We start from the raw sequence: 17,975 nt of genomic DNA, 5'->3' as shown, positions 1-17,975 counted from the left end.
TCAGATCACCTTGGCTTGCTTCAGCGCGGCCAGTTCCGCCTGCGAGACGCCGAGCGCACCGTACACCTCGGCGTTGTCCTGGCCCGTGTCCGGTCCGACGGTGGGATGCGGCGGAATGCGGCCGGTGAAGCGCGGCACGGGCGCCGGCGCGGGGATGCTCCCGAGCACGGGGTCGCTCATCTCGATGGTCGTGCCGCGCGCGCGGAAGTGCGGGTCCGCCTCGACATCGGCGATCGAGTAGACCTTGGTGAACGGCACGTCCTCGGCCGCCAGGCGCTGCGCCAGCTCGGCGAGGTCGAGGCTGCGGCACCACTGCGCCACCTGCGCGTCCAGCGCGAGCAGGTTGGCCGTGCGGTGCACGTTGGTGTCGAAGCGCGGATCGCGAGCCATCTCCTCGCAGCCCATCGCGCGGCACAGGCGCGCGAAGATCGGATCGGACGAGCCCACCAGCGTGATCCAGGCGCCGTCGCGCGTCTGGTAGACGTTCGATGGCGCCGTGTAGCCGGCGCGCGAACCCGTGCGGCCGCGCACCACGCCCGCGATGCGGTGTTCCGCGGCCAGCGGGTCCAGCAGCCGCATCATCGCCTCGGTGGCCGACAGGTCGATCTCCACACCCTGCTGCTGCTCGCGCGGCTTCGCATTGCGTTCGACCAGGGCCGTGGCGATCGCGAACGCGCCGAACAGTCCGGACACTGCGTCGCCCAGCGGATAGTTCATGTGCTGCGGTGCGCCGTCGGCTTCGCCGGTCAGATGCGTGAAGCCGCTCATGGCCTCGAAGATGCGCGCGAAGCCGGGCCGCCGCGCGTACGGGCCCGTCTGGCCGAAGCCGGTGAGGCGCAGCACGATGAGCCGCGGATTGCGCGCATGTAGAGTCGCCAGGTCCAGTCCCCACTGGTCCAGCGTGCCGGTGCGGAAGTTCTCCACCAGCACGTCGAAGTCCTCGATCAGCCGCAGGAACAGCGCGCGGCCTTCCGGCTTGCGCACGTCCAGCGAGATGCCCTTCTTGCCGCGGTTGGCCGTCTTCCAGAACAGTGCATGGCCCTCGTGCACCGGCGCCAGGCCGCGCAGCGCGTCGTTGCCCTGCGGCAATTCGAGCTTGACGACCTCCGCGCCCATGTCGCCGCACAGCGTCGCGGCAAACGGCGCGGCGAGCACCGTCGCCATGTCGAGGATGCGTACGCCTTGCAGCGGATACCCGGCGTCGGCCATCAGTTGGTCGTCTTGAGGTTCACGTTCTTCAGCACGTCGCCCCAGGAGCGGCGGTCGGTCTTGATGCGTTCCGCGAACGCGGCCGGGGCGGGACTGAGCGGCGCTGCGCCGAGCTTCGCCAGCTTCTCGCGCGTCGCCGGTTCGTTCATCACCTTGGTCAGCGCGGCGTTCAGCTTGGCAACGACGTCCTTGGGCGTGGCCTTGGGCGCCATCAGTCCCATCCACAGGCCGGTCTCCAGGCCGCCGATGCCCAGCTCCGCGAAGGTGGGGACATCGGGCACGGCGGGCGAGCGCGTCTTGCCGGTCTGCGCGAGGATGCGGATCTTGCCGCTGCTCATGTAGGGCAACGTGCCGCCGAGGTTGTTGCACATCACGGGAATCGTGCCCGCCATCAGGTCGTTCACCGCCGGCGCGTTGCCCTTGTACGGCACGTGCTGCAGCTTGATCTTCGCCTCGTGGTTCACCATCTCGCAGACCAGGTGCGAGGGCGTCGCCACCCCGGCCGAGCCGAAGGACAGCGATCCGGGCTTGGCGTGGTCGGCCGCGATCAGTTCGGCGAGCGTCTTGTACGGCGTCTTCGCGTTGACGGCGATCACGTTGGGCAGGTCCGCGACCAGGCCGATCGGCACGAAGTCGTCGATGGCATCGAAGCGCATGTCGGGATGCGCGTAGGGCAGGAACACGTTGGTGAGTCCCGCCATCAGGATGGTGTAGCCATCGGGCGCTGCCTTCGCGACGTATTCGGAGCCGATCAGGCTGCCCGCGCCCGGCTTGTTGTCCACCAGCACGGTCTGCCCCAGGGCCGTGCCCAGGTCGGCTGCTACCACTCGCGCGACGAGGTCCGTGCTGCCGCCGGCGGGGAACGGCACGACCAGCTTGATCGGCTGGTCCGGCCACGCAGCCAGCGACAGCGTGCACCAGAGGGCGGCCGCGAGCGCGGCAGCGCCGCGGCGGAACAGACGGAACGATTTCATGCCTTGTCTCCTTGGGAAATTTTCAGGAAGCGCCGACCGAGGGTGGCGCGATGCAGTTCGGATGCGCCGTCATAGACGCGGAAGGGTCGCAGCTCGCGCAGGATGAGCGACACGGGCGCGTCCTCGGACATGCCCAGCGCCCCCATCAACTGCGCGGCCCGATCCGCCACGCGCCAGAGCGCCTCGGACACGAACACCTTCGCCATCGCGGACTCCGTCTTCACCGACGCTCCGGCGTCCATGCGCGCAGCGCAGTCCAGCGTCATGAGCCGGCTGGCATGCAGGTCGATGTGGCAGTCCGCCACCATGGCCTGGACCTGCTGCAGATCGGCCAGCCGGTCGCCGAAGGACTGGCGCTCGTTCACGTACGCCTGCGCGAGTTCCAGGGCACGTCGCGCGCGCCCCATCAGGCGCATGCAGTGCGACAGGCGGGCGGGCTCCAGGCGCTGCTGCGCATACTGCAGCCCCTGGCCCACTTCGCCCAGCACGGCGCCGCCGGCGACACGGCAATCCTCGAACAGGATCTCGCCGTGGCCGCCGATCGCGAAGGGATCGATCGCGTGGATCGCGCGCACCAGCCGGAAGCCGGGCGTGTCGGTGGGCACGATGAACTGCGTGGGACCTTCGTCAGCGCGGGCCAGCACGATGGCGAACGTCGCGCCCACGGCGCCGGTGATGAACCACTTGTGGCCGCGGATCACCCAGTCGTCGCCGCTGCGCGTGGCCGTGGTGCGCAGCATCGAGGGGTCGGACCCCGCGCCGGGTGCGGGCTCGGTCATCGCGAAGCAGGATCGCACCGTGCCGGCAGCGAGCGGCTCCAGGTACTGGCTGCGCTGCGCGGGCGAACCCTGGCGCAGCAGGCTGATCATGTTGGGCTGGTCGGGCGCGGCGCAGTTCATCGAGCCCGGACCGAGGTAGCTGCGGCCCGCCTCCTCCAGCAGCGCCGCGCGCTCGACCCAGCCCAGGCCGAGCCCGCCGTGTTCCACCGGCAGCTGCGGCAGGTACAGGCCCCACTCGCGCGCGAGCGGGCGCAGCTCGGCCAGGGTGCGATCGAGCGCCGCCGGATCGTGCACGTGCGCGACCGTCTCGCGCGGGATGCAGTGCGTTTCGACGAACTCGCGCACGCGCTGCAGGCGGTCCTCCGTCATGCCGCCGCCCTCGCGCGCAGGACCAGCTTCGCGATGTTCAGCTGGTGGATCTGGCTGGTGCCTTCGTAGAGGCGGAACAGCCGGACGTCGCGGTAGTAGCGCTCGATCGGGCTGAAGTCGGCGACGTAGCCCGAGCCGCCGAACATCTGCACGCAGCGGTCGGCCACGCGGCCGCACATCTCGGAGGCGAAGTACTTGCACATCGAGGCGCTGAGCGCCACGTCCTCGCCGCGGTCGCGCGCGCGCGCCGCTTCCAGGATCATGGAGCGGGCCGCGAAGATCTCGGTCTGGCTGTCGGCGATCATCGCCTGCACCAGCTGGAAGCTGGCGACGGGCTGTCCGAACTGGTTGCGCTGCTGCGTGTGCGCGATCGCGAGATCGAGCATGCGGATGGCCGGGCCGGTGCACAGGGCCGCCAGGTGCAGGCGTTGCTTGTTCAGCACCTTCATCACGGTCTGGAAGCCGACGCCTTCGCGGCCGCCGATGACGTTGAAGGCGGGGACGCGGCAGTTCTCGAACATCACGTCGGACACCGGCGAGCCCTCCTGCCCCATCTTGCGGTACGGGGCGCCCGTGCGCAGGCCGGCGCTCTCGCGCTCCACGATGAAAGCGGTGAGCCCGCTGCTGCCCTTGCTGCCTTCTTCCGTGCGTGCAATCACCGTGAACAGGTCCGCAATGGGCGCGTTGGTGATGAAGCGCTTCGTTCCATCGAGCACGTAGTGGTCGCCTTCGCGGAGCGCCGTGGTCTGCACGTTGCTCGCTTCGGAACCCGCATCGGGCTCTGTCAGCGCGAGGCAACCCGTGAGCTCGCCGCGCGCCATGCGCGGCAGCCAGCGCCGCTTCTGTTCCTCCGTGCCGTCCGCCACCAGCGCCTCCGAGCCGATGCCGGTGTTGGTGCCGACCCGCGCGCGCAGCGCCACGGACGCCTGCGACAGCTCGAAGGCGCACAGCACCAGTTCCTCGGTTGTGAGGCCGAGCCCGCCGTACGCCTCGGGAATGCTCCAGCCGAAATAGCCCTTGCGCCGCAGCTCGTGCACGACTTCCTCGGGCACGGCGTCCTCGCGTTGGACGCGCTCTTCGAGCGGATGCCAGCGTTCGCGCACGAAGGTGCGGATGTCGGCGAGCAGGGCATCGAGTCGGGCAGGGTCGCGAATCATGGTCCGCACTGTAGGCCGGGGCATCGCAAGTTGCGAACCTGCGTTCCGCATATTGGAACGCGGATGCCGGAAAATCGGCGCTGCACCGAGAATGACCGCGATGCGACAACCCCGCTCCCTGCACCTCATCAAGGACCAGCAAGCCCTGCGCAAGGTGCGGGAGGACGATCCCGACTTCTCCGGCACGCTCGCCAAGGGGCTGATGATCCTGCAGAGTTTCGTCAGCGATCCGCGCGCCCATGCGAATAGCGAATTCGCCGAGCGGCTGGGCCTGCCGCGCCCCACGGTCTCGCGTTTGTGCCGCACGCTGCAGGCGCTGGGCTTCCTGGACCACGACGACCGGCTCGATCGCTACTTCATCGGGCCAGCCGCAGTGACGCTCGGCTATCCCTACGTGATCAACACGCCATTGCTGCCGCAGCTGCGCCCGGCGATGCAGGTGCTGGCCGACCGCTTCGAAGGCGCGGTGTCGGTCGGCGTGACGATGGACCTGGACGTGGTGTACGTCGAGACTTCGGCGCACGAGCACGGAACCTTGAAGCGGCCCGGCGCGGGCGCGGTGCGCGGCATCGTCGAGACCGCGATGGGGCGCGCGTGGCTCGCGCAGCTCACGACCGCGGAGCGCAACAAGTTTCTCGCGCGCGCACGCTCGGAGCGGCCGGACGAATACGAGCGCAGCACCGAAGGCCTGAAGGACAGCCTCGCCAATTACGCGAAGCGCGGCTTCTCGATCAACATGGGCGATGCGGGCCTCGGGGTGCTCGCGGTGGGCGTCGCCTCCGGCATCCGCTACGGGCCGCGCAAGCTGCTGTTCAACTGCGCGGTGCCGGGATTCCGCGCGCGCCCGAGCGACTTGCTCAAGACGATCGGGCCGCAGCTGGTGCAGCTGGTGAACATGGCGGACCGGCAGGTCGGCTTGCGCTAGGAGCCTGCGCGACCGTAGTCGCGGTCATTACCGGGAACTTATGAACATCATCAAATAGTTTCACTTTCATTGATCCTCGGCGCAGCCTAGATTGGGTCCACGCCCATTCCAGGAGACCGCCTTGCCTCAAGCCCTGCACGCTCCCGCGCCCATCGACACCGCATCCGAAGCGCACCGCCACGCCTACAACGCGGCCTTCCAGGAACTCGACCTGCCCTGGTACTGGGATGCCCGCCTGTTCGCCACCCTGCAGCCCACCGGCCGCGCCGGCGTGCGCGCGTGGGTCGCGCAAGAGCAGCCGCACCTGCTGCGTGCGTACCCGCTGGACTTCCTCGTCGACGCCATCGAGGCGACGCAAACGCGCTGCCACCAGCGCATCGTCGGCGCCATCGCCGCACCCGCCCCCCGTCTCGCTGCCTAGGAGCCGCCATGCAACTGCACTGGATCCGCTTCCTCGAGGGCGGCAAGGAACAATTCGGAACGCTGGAAGGCGAGCGCGTGCGCGTGTGGCACGGCGACCTGTTCGAGTACCCGCAGCGGGGCGATCGCACGCTCGCGCTGGCCGAGGTGCGCCTGCTCACGCCCGTGCGCCCGACCAAGGTCATCGCGCTGTGGAACAACTTCAAGGCGCTGGGCGAGAAGCTGGGGCTCGCCGTCCCGGCCGAGCCGCTGTACCTGGTGAAGACGCCGAACTCGTATCTCGAACCCGGCGGGACCATCCGCCACCCCGGCGGCAGCGCGAAGGTGGTGTTCGAGGGCGAGCTCGGGATCGTGATCGGCAAGACCTGCAAGCAGGTCGCGGAGCGCGATGCGCTCGCGCACGTGCTGGGCTACACCTGCGCCAATGACGTGACCGTGGCCGACATCCTGAACCGCGACGCCTCGTTCGCGCAGTGGGTGCGCGCCAAGGGCTTCGACACCTTCTGCCCGTTCGGCCCCGCGGTGGCGACGGGACTGGACCCAGAAAAGCTGCGCGTGCGCACGCTGCTCGACGGCCAGGTGCGGCAGGACTATCCCGTGAGCGACATGCGCTTCTCCGTGGCGCAACTCGTCAGCCTGATCTCGCAGGACATGAGCCTGCTGCCCGGCGACATCATCCTGTGCGGCACCTCCATCGGTGTCGGCTCCATGAAGCCGGGCAGCACCGTCGAAGTCGAGATCGACGGCATCGGCCGCCTCACGAACCGGTTCAACTAAGGAGCTTCCCCATGAAGATTGCCATCATCGGTGCCGGCGCCATCGGCGGCTACGTCGGCGCGAAACTCGCGCTCGCGGGCGAGGAGGTCACGTTCATCGTGCGCGGCGAGAACCTGCGCGCGATCCGCGAGCACGGCATGCGCCTGCAGTTCGCGGACGGCAGCGAGCAGGTCGCGCGCGACGTGCGCGCCACCGACGACTACGGCGCCGCAGGCCCGCAGGACCTGGTGATCCTCGCGACCAAGGCGCACCAGGTCGCCGCCGTCGCGGGGGAGCTGCCGCGCCTGTTCGGTCCCGACACGGCCGTCGTGACCATGCAGAACGGCATCCCCTTCTGGTACTTCCACAAGACCGGCGGCCCGCTCGAAGGCAGCCCGGTGCGCAGCGTCGACAGCGACGGCGAACTGGCGCGCCGCATCCCGCCCGAGCGCGTGATCGGCTGCGTCGTGTACCCCGCGTCGGAGCTGGTCGCTCCCGGCGTGGTGCGCCACATCGAGGGAGACCGCTTCCCGCTGGGCGAGCTCGATGGCGGCAGCAGCGAGCGCGTGCAGCGCATCTCCGAATGCTTCACGCGCGCCGGCTTCAAGGCGCCGGTGCTGGACGACATCCGCTCCGAGATCTGGCTGAAGCTGTGGGGCAACCTCACGTTCAACCCGATCAGCGGGCTCACGCAGGCGACGCTGGTCGACATCTGCCAGTACTCGCTGTCGCGCGGCCTTGCCGCCGACATGATGCGCGAGGCGCAGGACGTGGCGGCGAAGCTGGGCATCTCCTTCCGCGTCACGCTGGACAAGCGCATCGCCGGTGCGGAGAAGGTCGGGCGGCACAAGACCTCGATGCTGCAGGACATCGAAGCGGGCCGCGCGCCGGAGATCGACGCGCTGGTCGGCTCGGTGGCGGAGCTGGCCCGCATGACCGACACGCCGACGCCCCACATCGACACGGTCTATGCGCTCGTGAAGCTGCTGGCGCGGAACATGGAAGTGGAGCGCGGGCGGGTGAGCATGCAGCCTGCGTGATGAAAGCAGGCGCAGCGTCCCGCACGGGAGCTGCGCCGGCGCATCTCAGGCGCCTGCTTCCCTCGTCTTGGGCGGCGGTTCCGCCGCGGCCGGCGAGGCGCGGTCGCTGCGCACCTTGAGGAAGAACGCGACCAGCTGCCAGACGATGAAGAGCGCGACGATGCCCATGAGCGTGCCGCTGATGGGACGGTCCACAAAGGTCGCGAAGCTGCCGCGGGACAGCAGCAGGGCGCGGCGGAAGTTCTCTTCCAGCATCGGGCCCAGGATGAAGCCCAGCATCAGCGGCGCGGGGTCCAGCTCCAGCCGCATCATGAGATAGCCCATGAGGCCGAACGCCGCGGTGATGAAGATGTCGTCGACGTTGTTGTTGACCGAGTAGGTCCCGATGCAGCAGAAGAACAGGATGCAGGGGAACAGGACCACGTACGGGATCTTGAACACCGACAGCCAGTAGCGCACCAGCGGCACGTTCAGCACCACCAGGAACACGTTGCCGATCCACATGGAGGCGACCAGGCCCCAGAACAGGTCCGGGTGGCCCGCGATCATGTTGGGGCCCGGCTGGATGCCCTTGATGATGAAGGCGGCCATCATCAGCGCCATCACCGCGTTCTCCGGGATGCCGATGGACATCAGCGGGATGAAGCTGGTGCGCGCAGCCGCTTCGTCGGCCGCCGCGTAGCCCGCCACCCCCTCGATCGCGCCGTAGCCGATCTCGCTGCGGTACTTGCTGACCTTGCGCTCCAGCGCGTAGGCCGCGAACTGCGCGATCACGGTGCCGCCCCCGGGCAGGATGCCCATGAAGGAGCCCACGGCACTGCCGCGCAGTGCGCTGGGGATGATGCGCTTGAACTCGGGCCAGGACGGGATGAGCTTGATCTTTCCGTTGAAGGGCGTGCGCTCGGTCTTCTCGTCGAGGTTCTTGGTGATCTCCGCGATGCCGAAGCAGCCCAGCGCGATGCTCACCACGCCGAGGCCGTCCGCGAGGAAGGGCAGGTCCATGGTGAAACGCTGCATGCCCGAGTTCACGTCCGTGCCGACCTGCCCGAGCAGCACGCCGATCAGGCACATCGACAGGCCGTTGAGCACGCTGCCCGTCGTCACGAAGCTCACGCAGATGAAGCCCACGAGCATCAGCGCGCAGTAGTCGGCGGGCCCGAACAGGAAGGCCACCTCGCCCAGCTTGGGGGCGAACCAGGCGAGCACGATGATCGCGACGGTGCCGCCGATGAAGCTCGAGATGCCGGCGGTGAACAGCGCCAGGCCGGTCCTGCCCTTCAGGGTGAGCGCATACCCGTCGATGCAGCCCACGATCGAGCTGGCGTGCGGGATCTTCATCGTGATCGCCGACACCGAGTCGCCGTACTGCGCACCGTAGTAGATGCCGGCCAGCATGATCAGCGCGCCACCCGTGGGAATGGAATACGTCAGCGGCAACAGGATCGAGATGGTCGCCAGCGGGCCGAGGCCGGGCAGCAGCCCGACCAGGGTGCCGACCACGCACCCGATCGCGCAGTACATCAGGTTGTGAAGCGTCAGGGCGTGCGAGAAGCCGAACGCGAGATTGTGGATAACTTCCATCGGGGCAGTCAGCGAGGTTGGGCGGCGAAAGGACTGACCGGTTTTGTACAAACCGATCTTTATTTGTGCAAAACTATATCCGCATTGCCGCCCCGGGGGAAGACCGTCGGGGTAAGCCCTGTCGGTTGAAAGAATGCATCCGCGCAATGGCCGGGCACTTTCGGCACCGCTGCTGCGCATCGGCAGCCGCCGCCCCGACTGCGGCGCTGCGCTTACACTGGCATCCGTGTTCACGGCCGAGTTCATTGCCCGCGCAGAGTTCTGGGCCTACCGCGTCGGCGTCTTCGTCATCCTGAACGTGCTCGACGATCCGGCCTGGCTCGCGCTCATCTTCTGTTGAGGGCCCGCGCATCCCGCCGGCCCCTTCGCTTCGCTCCATGCAGTACCCCACCCTTTCGACCTGGCGTCACGCGTTCGCGCTCGCCTGCCTCGCCGCGCTGCTGGCCAGCGCGCAGGCGCAAGACCTGCCCGATACCGTGCAGCTCGGGATGACGCCGCAGCAGTTGCAGCAAGCCGTGCCCGGGCTGCGGCCCGTGCATCGCGCCGTGCGCCTGGCCGGCGGACTGGTCGGCAGCTGGGCCGGGCCGCCGGCCGCGCTGGCCGGCGTCGCCATGGCGCCCACCTACTTCTTCGCGGAAGGCGAGCTGCGGCGCATCGAGTACCTCGCGCCGGCCGATGCGGACGCGCACGCCTACGACGCCCTGCTGTCCTGGGGACGCAGGACCTGGGGCCCGGAGCTCGCGTCGCAAGGCCCCGAGGGCGCGTACGCGACCTGGAACTCCGACGCGATGGAGGTCTACCTGCAGCGCACCGGCGACGCGCGCCGCCCGCAACTGCGGCTGGTGATCAAGGCTGCCGCCGGCAAGGACGCGAGCGAGCTCTGAGGCGCAGCGCCGGGCGCCGCCATCACCGCGGCTTCACGAAGCGCAGCACGAATTCGTCCTTGGGCATGGGCGGCTCGGGCGTGTTGCGGTCGCGCGGGTCGGCCGGATTGCGCAGGAAGTCGCCGGACGACTCGAGCCGGAAGCCCGCGGCCTCGACCTCGCGTACGACCAGCGCTTCCTCGACGCGGTGCAAGGTGCCCGACTCGGTGATGCCGGTGCCCGCGCGACCGGAGTGGTCCGCGATCACGTAGCTGCCCCCGGGCTTCAGCGCGCGGAACACGGCGGCGTTCAGCTGCGCGCGGTCCACGCCGAGATGGCCGAAGTCGTGGTAGTTGAACATCAGCGTGACGAGGTCCAGCCGGCTTTGCGCTTCGGGCGGCACGGGGTCCTCGAAGGGACGCGTCACCGGCACGAGCACGGTGGCGAGCGCGGGATTGCGCATGCGCTCGGCGAGGGTCGGCGTCACCGCGGGCGCGGTGGGCATGGGCGGTGCGGACGCGCCTTCGGGCTGGGGCGGCGGCATGCGGGCCGGGTTGCGCGGCGCGGTCTGCGCGTACACCTTGCCCTCGGGCGCGACCGCCCGCGCCAGCAGCTCGCTGGTGTAGCCGCGTCCCGCGCTCACGTCCTCCACCACCATCCCCGGCTGCACGCCCAGGAACGCGAGCATCTCGACCGGCTTGCGGCGCACGTCGTTGCGACGATCGGCCTCCGACCGGTCCGGAGCAGCGACGATGGCCTGGTAGCGGCTGGTCGTGTCGAACGACTGCGGCGTCGTGGCACAGGCGGCGAGAACGGACGCTGCGAGGGCGAGCGCGGCAAGGTGACGCATGGGGAGCTCCTGGCTGGATGACGCATTGTCGTCGCACGCGCCTGGGACCAAGGTCCCATGCGCGGTTGCAGGCGAAGCGCAATCATGTGGGCAGCGCGACGCATTCCCGTGCGCACCGCAACGTTCACGAAAGGACTCCGCATGAAGATCGCTCCCCGCGTGGGCGTGCTGCTCGCGGTGGCAGCCAGCGCGCTCACGGCCTGCGTCTACGCACCGACCATGCAAAGCTCGTTCGCGTTCGACCGCCATCCGGGCGTGTTCATGGAAACCTGGTGGCAATACGACGCGGCCGGCTACGGCTACCCGGTCACGCTGCTGGTGAACCGCAGCACCGTCGACAAGTGCGCCTGGACGGCCGCGCTGCCCAGCCGCGTGCTGCATCCGGGCGAGACCTGGCCGGTGAGCCAGGGACAGTCGCCCGGCGCCGTCGGCATCTCGAACGTGCTGCCGACGGACCCGAACTGCGCCAATGCCAAGCAGACCTACGGGACCACGCTGCAGTGAGCCCGCGTGCCGGCCGCGATCAGTCCGCCAGCGCGGCGAGCGCCAGCAGCGCGAGTGCCGCAGGCAGCAGCCCCCAGAAGCCGAAGGCCAGGTAAGCGTAGGCCGCGAGGATCGCGCCAAGGGCGAACGCTGCGATCGGCAACACCTGCCGCCGTGCGCGCCGCATCGACCGCTGCCGCTCGGGCCCCCGGGTGCGCAGGGCGTTGACCACGTCGAGCATCACCTGCGTGATGTTGGAAGTCATGACCGCCGTGGAGCCGAGCTCGCGCAGCGCGAGCCGCCCTTCGGCGTTCTGCACGCCCATGGCCATGGCGCCCAGCACCACCGCCACGAGCGCCAGCGTCCCCATGTTCTCGCCCTCCTTCACGGGCCCCGCAACGTGGCCGGCCAGCATGAAGGCCACGACGGCGACCGCCTCGGCCAGCAGCAGTGCGCGCACCGACGAGCGCCCGCGCGCCTTGCGATGCGCGTGCAGCAGCGCCGCGAGCGCCACGCCGGCGAAGAAGGCCGGGAACACCAGCAGCTTGGGGAGGAAACCGCTCTCGGTGCGGATCAACTGCTGCCCGATCAGCACCAGGTTGCCCGTGAGGTGTGCGGTGAACACGCCGGCCAGGGCGAAGAAGCCCAGGGCGTCCACCCAGCCGGCCACCGCCGCCAGCAGCGTGGCCATGAGGACAGGCCGGTGTTGCATGCGGCGAGCTTAGCGGCTGTACTGGCCCGCGCTGCGCCGACCGGCCCGGCGGCCCGCTGTACTGAAAAAGTGATGAAACCCGCGCGATCGCGGCGCGCACGCGACAGATAAGGCAGCCACCGATTCAAGAAGCGCGCGCTATCGGCTAGCGTGCGGGAACGGCTGGGCTTTGGTATCCATCAGCCTTCGACGGGAGATCTCCATGCATGCATCCACGCTGGCCCGCTGCGGCCGCGCCCTCGCCTTGTGCGCGCTGTTCGCGCCCGCCCTGGCCCTTGCCGACATCGTGCTGGGCACCTCCGGCGACCTCTCGGGCACCTCGGCCGCCCTCACGAAGGACTACGTGCGCGGCATGTCGGCGCTGTTCGACGAGGTGAACCGCAAGGGCGGCATCCGCGGGGAAAAGATCAAGCTGGTCGTGCTGGACGACGGCTTCAGCCCGGACCGCACGGCGGAGAACACGAAGGCGCTGATCGAGCAGAACGCACTGGCGCTCGTGGGCTACCGCGGCACGGCCAACGTGCAGAAGATCATTCCGATGCTGCAGGCGTCGGGCATCGCGGAGATCGGCAACACCAGCGGCGCGAAGTCGTTGCGCGACCCGTACGTGGAGAACCTGTTCCACCTGCGCGCGAGCACCGGCGACGAGATCGAGGCGGCGGTGAACCACGCGTGGACCATCGGCATCACGCGCATCGCCGCCGCCTACCAGGACGACGCTTTCGGCAAGGAGAGCGTGGAGGCACTCAACGTGGCGCTGAAGAAGCGGGGCAGTGCGCCGGTGGCGCTGGCACCGGTCCCGCGCGGCACCGTCGACGTCGCCAAGGCCGTGGAGACCGTCGCGGCGCAGACGCCGCAAGCGGTGATGTACTTCGGCCAGTCCAAGCCCGCCGCGGCCCTGGTCCGCGGCATCCGCGCCAAGGGCGTGCAGCCGCAGTTCTTCGTGCTGAGCGTCGCCTCCGGCCTGCACGCGGACCTCGGGGACGAAGCGGCCGGCGTGATCGTGAGCCAGGTCGTGCCCTACCCCTTCACCGAGCTGGGCAACCCGGTGGTGCGTGAATACCAGAAGGTCGTGGGCGCGCAGGACGCCGGCAAGTTCAGCTACAACAGCATGGAAGGCTTCCTCACCGCGAAGCTGGTCGTCGCCGCCCTCCAGAAGACCGCGCCGCCGCTGACGCGCGCCCGCCTGATCACCACGCTCAAGGGCCTGAACAACGAGGACCTCGGCGGCTTCGCCATCAGCTACGGCCCGCAGAACAACCTGGGCTCGCGCTTCGTGGCGCTGTCGATGATCCGCAAGGACGGCTCCTTCGCGCATTGAGCCGGGGAGCGGGGAGTGGGGAGCCCGGTCGGGCCTCCCCGCGCAGCCTCAGAACGCCCAGTACGGCCCCACGCCCCACGGCGTGCTGGCACCCTGGATGGCCACGAACACCGTGCGGCCGAAGAAGAAGGGCAGGCCCCAGTCGAAACTGGAGGACAGTCCCAGGTCGCCGGCGAGGTGCGCGGCAGCCGTGGAGCGGGGCAGCATCGCGACGTTTTCGACCTGGAACGGAATCTCCTTCGTCGCGCCGTTCGCCCCGGTGACGGTGGCCGACAGCGCCAGCGGGGTCGGCGGGCAGTAGAAGCCGCCGCCGGCACATGACGGGATCGACGCGTCGTGCACGAAGATGCCGTTGGAGCCGCTGTCGATGAAGCCGTCCACCGTGCTGCCCTTGTACGCGATGCTGAGGTTGCCCTTCGCGTTGGGGGTGTACTGCTGGGCGCTGCCCAGCTGGTTGTTCGCGGCCGTGCCGATGCCGAACACGAGCAGTCCGGTCGCCTTCGACGCGCCTCCGGGGGGCACCTGCGGCATGCTGATCGCGACGCCGTTGTTGTCGGTCGCAAACAGCGCAACCGGGTTGGTGACCTGCGAGCTGAGCGGGGCCAGCGAGCTGGCGCAGCTGCCGTTGCCCGAACAGGCGTAGTACACGTTGGGCGCGGTGCTGTTGGTACAGGCCGCTCCGCAGTCCTGCCGCTGGAAGCCCACGCCCAGGATGCCCTTGGCGCCGTTGCCCACGCTCATGTTGGGGCCGGTGGCGGTGCAGGGGGAGGGAATGGTCGAAAACTCGGGGTTCCTGTCGTCGACGACCTGCACGGCCACGCCCACGGCCGATTCGCCGCCGATCTGCACGTCGGCCTTGCGCACCGACCCCCAGGCGAAGCCGCTCACGAAGCCGGCGCACTCGGCCAGCGGTGCGCCGTTGGGTGCGGTGACCGTGGGCAGCGTCATCTGCGCATCCAGGGCGGAGGCCGCGAGGCGCAGGCCGTAGGAGCCGGTGTCGACCATCACGTGGTCGATGGTCCGGCAGGTCGAGGAGCCGGGCATGCAGACGACGACGTCCACGAAGGGCGTGTTGACGGCCGTGCCGTCGATGCCCTGGTCGGCGACCAGGGCCACTGCGTTGCGAGCGGGAGGCGAGGCGGGCAGGCTGACCGCGGGCCCCGCGGGAGCCGACGACGCTGAACTTCCGTTCGGCGACGAGCCGCCGGAGCCGCCGCCGCCGCACGCGGCGAGGGCCAGGACAATGGCGAACGCGCCGACCCGCGCGATGCTGGTGGTCACTGCGCGCATGTTCACTTCATCTCCTGCGTATCGAAGCCCGCGGGCAGGCGGGAAGGAACCCAGGCCCGTCCTTCGAACGCGCCCATGTGGCCGCCCGACTGCACGACCAAGTCGTCGGTCTTGCCGCCCTGGGCGGCTGGGCTCAGCGCGCCGAAGTGGCGGCCCAGCAGCTTCCTCAGGTCCGGCTTGAAGGGCCCGGACCAGGTGACTGCGAAGACCGACCCGGTCGGGTCCACGAATTCATGCACCACCGTGCCCGACTTGAGCGTGCGGGCGATGTCGGTGTAGCCCGCGCCGGCGGCGGTGGTGCCCGCCGTCCGGTGGACCTTGGCCGTCGGCAGCTCGGAGGGCGCTTCTTCCAGCGCAGCGAAGGCGCAGGCGCAGCCCAGCGCGAGCAGCAGTGCGGACGCGGCCTTTGCCAGTGAGGGCAGGCGCGCGCGCCGCCAGTGGAGGGACGATGAATTCATGTGAGCCGGGAGTGTGGGAGCCAACCGCCGATTTTCGCCTGCCGCGGACGTTCATGGCCATGTGAAACAGCCGAGTCGAGAAATATTCGCGGCCATGGCCGCAGCCGACGACCCTTGGCTCGCAAGGGTAGCCCATCAGCGGCGGCCCTAGAAGGTCAGCCGCAAGCCCACATCCCAGCCCGAGGCGCCGCGCCCGGCCTCCGGCGTGGGACCGGAGTCCGCGCCCACGTTCACGGGAATCGCCAGTGCGTTCTTGTTGGCTATGCGTGCGTACGTCGTGTAAACGGCCGTGCGCTTCGACAGCGGATACACGTAGCCGAACGAGATCTTGCTGGCGCTGCTGCTGTCCGGGTCGTTGCGCGTCACGCGCGTATAGGCCACGGGGACGTAGCCCACCGGGAGGTAGACGAGCGCGCCCAGCTGCCAGAAGGGCGCGCGGGTGCCGTTGTTCAAGGGGGCCACGGGCCGGCCGGTCCGGTTCTCGCCGACCAGCAGCATCAGCCGCGCCCACTTCGTCTCCAGGAAGCCGCCGCCCGAGGTCTGCGTGAAGTCGGCCACGGCGGCGCTGGTCGTCTTGCTGCGGGCGATCGAAACCTCCCACGTCGGCGCGCCATAGCCCAGACGCAAGCCGGCCACCCTGCCGTCGTCGGGCGCTGCCGAGCCGCTGCCGTTCTCGCCGAGTGCGTACATCAGTTGCGCGAACGGGCCCTTGCACACCGCGTCGCATCCCGGCGTGAAGTAGCCGATGCTGTTGGATGCGCGCAGGTTGGTCACGGTCGTACCGAGGATGGTGATGCCGCCGAAGCCGACGCCCGTGCGGAAGGGGTCGTACAGGTAGATCGGCCAGAACGAAGGCACGTAGTCGCGCCCCAGGCGCAGCTCGCCCCACTCGCCGCCGATGCCGACGATGGAGCGGCGGTTGAAGGTGAGCGACGGGACGTTGCCACTGCCCGCGGGGACGATGCCGCTCACCTGGTTGTTGGTGTTGGAGGCCAGGCCCGCGCCGGTGTCCGCCGCGATGCCGGCCTCGAGCTCGAAGCCCGCGTACCAGCCGCCGCCCAGGTCCTCGCGGCCGCGGATGTTCAGGCGGCTGTTCTGGTTGCCGCCGGAAATCAGTTGCGTGCGGGAGCCGCCCCCCTCGCCCTTGTAGTGCGCGACGGCGAGGTCGAGACCGCCGGAGACGATCAGGCCCGATTGCGCCAGGCTCGCTCCCGCCCAGGACAGCGCCAGGCAGGCCGCCATTGTTCTTTTCATTGCAACTTCCTGCGCCTCGCTCGTGCGCGCGTGGCGAGCATGCGGCCGGGACCTGGGGCGGGCAATCTGCGGTGGGGCAGCGTGGCCTGCCCACAACCCGAAGCTGCGCGCGGTCCCCGGTGACGCAACGGCGACAGGCCCGCGGGGCCCTGTCGTCCGGGGCGCTGGCAAGTGGCGCCGTGATCGTGTCCAATGCCCGGGTTCCGATTCGGGGAGTGCAACGTGAAGAAATCCGGCAAGATCGTCGTGACCGTGCTGGCCTCGCTCGCCGTGCTGGCCGGCGTGGGCTGGGCCGGCCTGGACAAGGAGACGCGCGGGCTGCTCGCCACGGTGCCCACCAACCGGGACCTGCTGTTCTGGAAGCAGGACCAGCGCGACGCCGCCTTCCGTGCGCTCGATCGCATCCCGCTGCTCGCGAAGGCGCACGTCGTGCCGGCCGGCGGCACGCCCATGCCGCTGCCGCCCGGGCCGCCCCTTGCCTTGCCCGTCGATGTCGATACCTACATGGCGGGCCAGCACAGCGCGGCCCTGCTGATCGTCCACGACGGCAAGCTGCGGCTGGAACGCTACGGCCTCGGCTTCGACGCGCACGGACGCTGGACCAGTTTTTCCGTGGCGAAGTCGTTCACGTCCACGCTGGTCGGCGCCGCGCTGCGCGACGGCTACATCCACAGCATGGACGACAAGGTGAGCCAGTACATCCCGGAGATGAAGGGCTCGGCCTATGACGACGTGAGCATCCGGCAGCTGCTGACGATGACCTCGGGCGTGCAGTGGAACGAGGACTATGCGGACCCGAACTCGGACGTCGCCCGCTTCAACAACCACAAGCCCGAGCCGGGGGTGGAGTCCATCGTGAGCTACCTGCGCCGCCTGCCGCGCGCGGCGCCGGCCGGCACGCGCTGGCACTACAGCACCGGCGAAACCAACCTGGTGGGCGTGCTGCTCGCCAACGCGACGGGCAAGCCGCTGGCGACCTACCTCTCGGAAAAGATCTGGGTGCCGGTCGGCATGGAGCAGCAGGCGACCTGGATCCTGAGTCGCACCGGCCAGGAGATCAGCGGCTGCTGCGTGCAGGCGGCCTCGCGCGACTACGCCCGCTTCGGCGTGTTCGTGATGAATGGCGGCAAGGTCGATGGCCGGCCGGTCGCACCGGAAGGCTGGCTGGCGCAGGCCACGAGCAAGCAGGCCGGCATCGGCGACCCGGGCCGCGGCTACGGCTACTTCTGGTGGACCTACGACGACGGCAGCTACGCGGCGAAAGGAATCTTCGGCCAGGGCATCTTCATCGACCCGAAGCGCAGGATCGTGATCGTGTCGAACGCGGACTGGGCCGGCGGTGCGACCGACCGCAAGGCGAGCCAGGCGCGCGAGGCGTTCTACCGCACGGTGCAGAAGGCGATCGACGACGAGGCGAAGGGCGTGACCGCCGCAGCGGCGGCACGCTGACGCGGCGCGTCCCTGCGCGAATCATGGGCGCGACCTGAGGCGGACTCGTAGGCTGGCGGTGAGCCGCAGGCGAACCCCAGCTTGC

General features: G+C 69.5%; 19 protein-coding genes. 9 read left to right on the top strand and 10 right to left on the bottom strand.

The genetic code is table 11. The features are described 5' to 3' along the window. The 4 genes from JJB11_RS24610 to JJB11_RS24595 are packed head-to-tail and all read right to left on the bottom strand — an operon-like array spanning position 1 to position 4,488. Entirely contained in the window at positions 1-1,209 is a 1,209-nt protein-coding gene (locus JJB11_RS24610; RefSeq protein WP_201177780.1) for a CaiB/BaiF CoA transferase family protein, read from the bottom strand. Next, the gene (locus JJB11_RS24605; RefSeq protein WP_201177778.1) at positions 1,209-2,183 is read right to left on the bottom strand and encodes a Bug family tripartite tricarboxylate transporter substrate binding protein; all 975 of its coding nucleotides are present in this window, start codon (positions 2,181-2,183) and stop codon (positions 1,209-1,211) included. The genes JJB11_RS24610 and JJB11_RS24605 overlap by 1 nt, the downstream gene beginning before the upstream one ends. Then, a complete protein-coding gene (locus JJB11_RS24600; RefSeq protein ID WP_201177776.1) occupies positions 2,180-3,331 on the bottom strand; it encodes an acyl-CoA dehydrogenase family protein in 1,152 nt (383 codons plus the stop codon). The genes JJB11_RS24605 and JJB11_RS24600 overlap by 4 nt, the downstream gene beginning before the upstream one ends. Then, positions 3,328-4,488 (bottom strand): acyl-CoA dehydrogenase family protein, encoded by a 1,161-nt coding sequence (locus tag JJB11_RS24595; protein ID WP_201177774.1) that lies wholly within the window; start codon positions 4,486-4,488, stop codon positions 3,328-3,330. Before JJB11_RS24595 ends, JJB11_RS24600 begins: the two co-directional genes overlap by 4 nt. Before the next feature lie 100 nt (positions 4,489-4,588). Between JJB11_RS24595 and JJB11_RS24590 the strand changes: the two genes are divergently transcribed. The 4 genes from JJB11_RS24590 to JJB11_RS24575 all read left to right on the top strand — a co-directional run bounded on the left by JJB11_RS24590 (position 4,589) and on the right by JJB11_RS24575 (position 7,629). Next, complete coding sequence (locus JJB11_RS24590; protein WP_201965087.1) at positions 4,589-5,413, top strand: IclR family transcriptional regulator; 825 nt, start codon at positions 4,589-4,591, stop codon at positions 5,411-5,413. A 121-nt stretch (positions 5,414-5,534) separates the two neighbouring features. After that, positions 5,535-5,834 carry an HAD family hydrolase gene (locus tag JJB11_RS24585; protein ID WP_201177770.1) on the top strand — a complete coding sequence of 100 codons (300 nt, stop codon included), beginning with the start codon at positions 5,535-5,537 and terminating at the stop codon, positions 5,832-5,834. 8 nt (positions 5,835-5,842) lie between these two features. Continuing rightward, entirely contained in the window at positions 5,843-6,610 is a 768-nt protein-coding gene (locus JJB11_RS24580) for a fumarylacetoacetate hydrolase family protein (RefSeq protein WP_201177768.1), read from the top strand. 11 nt (positions 6,611-6,621) lie between these two features. Beyond that, entirely contained in the window at positions 6,622-7,629 is a 1,008-nt protein-coding gene (locus JJB11_RS24575; RefSeq protein WP_201177766.1) for a 2-dehydropantoate 2-reductase, read from the top strand. A 45-nt stretch (positions 7,630-7,674) separates the two neighbouring features. Here JJB11_RS24575 and JJB11_RS24570 read toward each other — a convergent pair whose 3' ends face one another. Continuing rightward, positions 7,675-9,210: a tripartite tricarboxylate transporter permease gene (locus JJB11_RS24570; RefSeq protein WP_201177764.1), complete on the bottom strand. Its 1,536-nt coding sequence runs from the start codon at positions 9,208-9,210 to the stop codon at positions 7,675-7,677. Positions 9,211-9,343: 133 nt separating this feature from the next. Between JJB11_RS24570 and JJB11_RS24565 the strand changes: the two genes are divergently transcribed. Together JJB11_RS24565 and JJB11_RS24560 are read left to right on the top strand one after the other, a co-directional pair. Then, positions 9,344-9,550: a hypothetical protein gene (locus JJB11_RS24565; RefSeq protein WP_201177762.1), complete on the top strand. Its 207-nt coding sequence runs from the start codon at positions 9,344-9,346 to the stop codon at positions 9,548-9,550. A 37-nt stretch (positions 9,551-9,587) separates the two neighbouring features. Further along, positions 9,588-10,094 carry a hypothetical protein gene (locus JJB11_RS24560; protein WP_201177760.1) on the top strand — a complete coding sequence of 169 codons (507 nt, stop codon included), beginning with the start codon at positions 9,588-9,590 and terminating at the stop codon, positions 10,092-10,094. 22 nt (positions 10,095-10,116) lie between these two features. On the opposite strand, the gene JJB11_RS24555 is transcribed toward JJB11_RS24560, so the two are convergent. Next, entirely contained in the window at positions 10,117-10,923 is an 807-nt protein-coding gene (locus JJB11_RS24555) for a class I SAM-dependent methyltransferase (protein ID WP_201177758.1), read from the bottom strand. Between the two features lie 141 nt (positions 10,924-11,064). Between JJB11_RS24555 and JJB11_RS24550 the strand changes: the two genes are divergently transcribed. After that, positions 11,065-11,427 (top strand): hypothetical protein, encoded by a 363-nt coding sequence (locus JJB11_RS24550; protein WP_201177756.1) that lies wholly within the window; start codon positions 11,065-11,067, stop codon positions 11,425-11,427. A 19-nt stretch (positions 11,428-11,446) separates the two neighbouring features. Here JJB11_RS24550 and JJB11_RS24545 read toward each other — a convergent pair whose 3' ends face one another. After that, a complete protein-coding gene (locus JJB11_RS24545) occupies positions 11,447-12,118 on the bottom strand; it encodes a YoaK family protein (RefSeq protein ID WP_201177754.1) in 672 nt (223 codons plus the stop codon). Between the two features lie 202 nt (positions 12,119-12,320). On the opposite strand from JJB11_RS24545, the gene JJB11_RS24540 reads away from it, so the two are divergent. Beyond that, positions 12,321-13,439, top strand: a complete 1,119-nt coding sequence (locus JJB11_RS24540; RefSeq protein ID WP_201177753.1) for an ABC transporter substrate-binding protein — start codon at positions 12,321-12,323, stop codon at positions 13,437-13,439. A gap of 48 nt (positions 13,440-13,487) precedes the next feature. On the opposite strand, the gene JJB11_RS24535 is transcribed toward JJB11_RS24540, so the two are convergent. The 3 genes from JJB11_RS24535 to JJB11_RS24525 form a co-directional block, all read right to left on the bottom strand. Next, the gene (locus JJB11_RS24535) at positions 13,488-14,729 is read right to left on the bottom strand and encodes a DUF3443 domain-containing protein (RefSeq protein ID WP_242529109.1); all 1,242 of its coding nucleotides are present in this window, start codon (positions 14,727-14,729) and stop codon (positions 13,488-13,490) included. A 2-nt stretch (positions 14,730-14,731) separates the two neighbouring features. After that, positions 14,732-15,187, bottom strand: a complete 456-nt coding sequence (locus JJB11_RS24530) for a DUF2844 domain-containing protein (RefSeq protein WP_201177749.1) — start codon at positions 15,185-15,187, stop codon at positions 14,732-14,734. Positions 15,188-15,334: 147 nt separating this feature from the next. After that, complete coding sequence (locus JJB11_RS24525) at positions 15,335-16,441, bottom strand: porin (RefSeq protein WP_201177747.1); 1,107 nt, start codon at positions 16,439-16,441, stop codon at positions 15,335-15,337. Positions 16,442-16,663: 222 nt separating this feature from the next. Between JJB11_RS24525 and JJB11_RS24520 the strand changes: the two genes are divergently transcribed. Further along, entirely contained in the window at positions 16,664-17,890 is a 1,227-nt protein-coding gene (locus tag JJB11_RS24520) for a serine hydrolase (RefSeq protein ID WP_201965086.1), read from the top strand. Positions 17,891-17,975: the final 85 nt, after the last annotated feature.

Source organism: Ramlibacter ginsenosidimutans (assembly GCF_016654015.1).
Classification (GTDB): Bacteria; Pseudomonadota; Gammaproteobacteria; order Burkholderiales; family Burkholderiaceae_C; genus Ramlibacter; species Ramlibacter ginsenosidimutans.
This window is presented reverse-complemented; position numbering and strand designations above follow the sequence as displayed.